Below are 3,350 nucleotides of genomic sequence, written 5' to 3' on the forward strand. Positions count from 1 at the left end.
GATCGAGAACACGTCTTCGATCGGCATCAGGAACGGCTGGTCGATGGCACGAACCGGCTCAGGAATGTAGCTATCCAGAGTCTCTACCAGCTTCTTGACAGCGGTAGTGCCCATTTCGTTGTCGTCTTTGCCTTCCAGCGCCATACGAGCCGAACCGATGATGATCGGGGTGTCGTCGCCCGGGAAGTCGTAGGTGGACAGCAGGTCGCGAACTTCCATCTCGACCAGTTCCAGCAGCTCAGCGTCGTCTACCAGGTCAGCCTTGTTCAGGAAGACCACGATGTACGGAACGCCTACCTGACGGGACAGCAGGATGTGCTCACGGGTTTGTNGTCGAGTTGTACTCGACGTGAGCGGTGTTGATGGTGATACCGCGCGCTTTCTCTTCTGGAGCCGAGTCGATCTTGTCGAACTCAACGATTGCCGAACCGAAAACTTCGGAGCAAACGCGGGTCAGAGCTGCAGTCAGAGTGGTCTTACCGTGGTCAACGTGGCCGATAGTGCCGACGTTAACGTGGGGAAGGGAACGATCAAACTTTTCCTTAGCCATCGATACAGTCCTCCGCAGAAGAAATAGTCATTGCGCTGATAAAACAAAGGCAGATATTTTCATATCTGCCTTTGTCTAAATGGAGCTCTTGAGCGGACTTGAACCGCTGACCTCACCCTTACCAAGGGTGTGCTCTACCAACTGAGCTACAAGAGCGAAACTCTTTGTGCAAAACCTGCAAAACTTGGAGCGGGTAGCGGGAATCGAACCCGCATCATCAGCTTGGAAGGCTGAGGTTCTACCACTAAACTATACCCGCGGAGCTTGCAGCTCTCGCTAAACTGGTGGAGGGAGAAGGATTCGAACCTTCGAAGCTCTCGCAACGGATTTACAGTCCGTCCCCTTTGGCCGCTCGGGAATCCCTCCAGATGTGGCCGGCATTCTATTTCTCTGCCGCCCCACTGTCAAGCATTTTTTTCAATTAAATCTGAAAGTTAGCTGCGTTGACATCACTTCCGGTACTACCACCTCAGTGGCGTTCCCTCTGAAGCGGGCGCCATTCTATCAACCTATTCGCCAGTTGCAATACCCTGGCAGAAAATAATTTTATGTTTTAAGTCTTTGAAATCGTTGGAAAGAGTAGCCAGGACTGCTGCATCCAGTAAACGCTCGCTTTGCGGGGCGATCTTGAGCCACATCCCATCTGCTCCTGGCAACTGCCCAGACACCGGCGCGGCCGAAATATCAAGGCTCAATAACCGCTGGCGCAGCGCATCGAGCTGCTCGCGAGCAGCAAGCCCCCCCACTACCAGGCATTCATCCCGGCGCGGCGGCGGCGCGGCGCCCCCCGTCTCTCGCAACAGGCGGATTTCCTGCTGCGTACCTTTGTACAGCGAAAGCGGGGCGACATCCTTGGCCTTGAGCGGGGCGCCCTGCTGATGCCAGACGTAGTAGAAGGCATTCAGCACCAGCAACAGCAGAAACAACCAACGCATAAGCACCTCAGTCCAATGGACAGGCCATTGCAAGGCCAACGAATACCAGGTCAGGAACCACACGCGCCTGAGGCGCAGCATCACGTACGAGTGGCGCATCACCACCAGTCAGGAACACTGTGAAGCGCTCGCCCCACAGGGCACGTGCCTGCTCAAGCTGGATGCGCGCAAAACCTTGTAGCATCAGCACACACCCGCGCTCGACAGCCTCGACAGTTGAACGCCCCGGTGCAAGGCTGCTCAACGCTCGCTCGGCAGAGGCATCGTCGTAACGGATACGCCGCGTATGCGTGCGCAGCTGGCTACGCATCAGCGGCATGCCAGGGCAGATATAGCCACCCAAGTGTTCGCCATCGGGGCCGACGAAATCCGCCTTGGCGGCAGTCCCCAGATCAATCACCAAGCAAGCTCCCTTCGCCAGATGAAAAGCCCCCAGAGCCGCCAACCAGCGATCCATACCCAGGCGCTGATAGTCGTCATAGCCATTGCGCACCCCTGCCATTTCACGCGCAGGCTCAGCCACCCTGGCGAACACGCCGAACGCCTGAGCAATCAACGCACATAGCGCTGCCGTTTCCTCTTCGCTGCGCACACTCACGATACGACAGCCTGCGAGGCATAACTGGGAGAGTGCTGCGACCTCATCCAGCAGAGCCTGGTCCGAGTCGACGATGCCTCCACCCACGATGGCGGCGTCCGCCGCGTGAATCACACGCCACTTGATAAAGCTGTTACCGCAATCGAGCTCAAGAATCATCACGCAACCTCAAACTGAGCTCACCACCACTGAAGCTCTTCTCCACACCGTCGACCTCAAGACGCAAACCACCCTGCCCATCCACGCCCAACACCACGCCGTCGATCTGGCTGTTACCTGCAATCAACGAAACATTACGCCCCTGCCAGAGATGCGCTTGCTCCCACTCCTCCTGGAATGCTGCGAAGCCATAGCGACGGTGACGCTCCAACTCACGCTTCAATTGACGACTTAAGGTAGCCACCAACTGATTGCGATCAATTGCCGCGCCCACTTCACGCCGTAAGGACGTCCACTGCTGATCGACTTGTTCATTGGCCTGCATGTTCACATTGATGCCTATACCCAGCACGACATGGCAAACATCCGCCGGATCACCGACCAACTCAAGAAGAATACCGGTGATCTTCTGCCCGCGAACCAAAACGTCGTTGGGCCACTTCAGCCCGACTCCCTTCACACCAAACCCTTGTAGCGTACGCATCACAGCGAGCCCCACCACCAAGCTCAATCCCTCGAGCTGGCGCATGCCACCTTCGACACGCAGGACCAAGCTGTAATACAGGTTCTCAGCGAAGGGACTCACCCACATACGGCCACGTCGGCCACGACCAGCAGTCTGACGCTCAGCCAGTACTAGAAATGGCGCCGCATGACCTTGCCCGGCAAGGCGCAAGCCTTCGGCATTGGTCGAATCGATGGTTTGGTGAATGAAAACCGGCCATGACTCGCCTTCAGCAAATTCGCTGATGGCTTGCGTGTCGAGCAAGACCAATGGCGCAGCCAGCTGGTAGCCACGCCCACGGACCTTGTGAATAGTGAGGTTAAACTCACCTTCCAGGTGTTGCAGCTGCTTCCAAACGGCGCTGCGACTCACCCCGAGCGCTGCCCCCAAAGCCTCTCCGGAATGGAACCGGCCGTCCTTGAGGAGATTCAACAACTTCAGCATGCCAGTCTCGACTTGGAATAAGGCAGGCATGATAGCTAGGGGGGCTTGGCTTGCATAGGAAAAGGGCTGTACGCAGCAGGCAGTGCCGACGAGCATTTCGGCCATTTTTGGCCAGCAGGAAAAGACAAAACCCCTACCTGCTTACGCAGATAGGGGTTT

The 3,350-nt window shown here is 56.8% G+C and carries 3 protein-coding genes, 3 tRNA genes and 1 pseudogene; all 7 read right to left on the bottom strand.

Annotation, left to right across the window (positions count from 1 at the left end):
* Positions 1-550, bottom strand: a pseudogene (locus tag FEM01_RS23915) (GTP-binding protein); the annotation flags it as partial.
* 80 nt (positions 551-630) lie between these two features.
* Positions 631-706 (bottom strand) — tRNA-Thr (locus FEM01_RS23920).
* A 29-nt stretch (positions 707-735) separates the two neighbouring features.
* A tRNA-Gly gene (locus FEM01_RS23925) sits at positions 736-809 on the bottom strand.
* Between the two features lie 23 nt (positions 810-832).
* Positions 833-916 (bottom strand) — tRNA-Tyr (locus FEM01_RS23930).
* Positions 917-1,059: 143 nt separating this feature from the next.
* The gene (locus FEM01_RS23935; protein ID WP_138221881.1) at positions 1,060-1,485 is read right to left on the bottom strand and encodes a hypothetical protein; all 426 of its coding nucleotides are present in this window, start codon (positions 1,483-1,485) and stop codon (positions 1,060-1,062) included.
* A 7-nt stretch (positions 1,486-1,492) separates the two neighbouring features.
* Positions 1,493-2,242, bottom strand: coding sequence for a pantothenate kinase (locus FEM01_RS23940; protein ID WP_138221882.1), 750 nt, complete (start codon positions 2,240-2,242; stop codon positions 1,493-1,495).
* Positions 2,232-3,191, bottom strand: coding sequence for a bifunctional biotin--[acetyl-CoA-carboxylase] ligase/biotin operon repressor BirA (gene birA, locus FEM01_RS23945; RefSeq protein WP_138221883.1), 960 nt, complete (start codon positions 3,189-3,191; stop codon positions 2,232-2,234). Before birA ends, FEM01_RS23940 begins: the two co-directional genes overlap by 11 nt.
* Positions 3,192-3,350: the final 159 nt, after the last annotated feature.

Origin of the sequence: Pseudomonas mosselii (genome assembly GCF_005796105.1) — a bacterium.
In the GTDB taxonomy this organism is placed as follows: Bacteria; Pseudomonadota; Gammaproteobacteria; order Pseudomonadales; family Pseudomonadaceae; genus Aquipseudomonas; species Aquipseudomonas mosselii_C.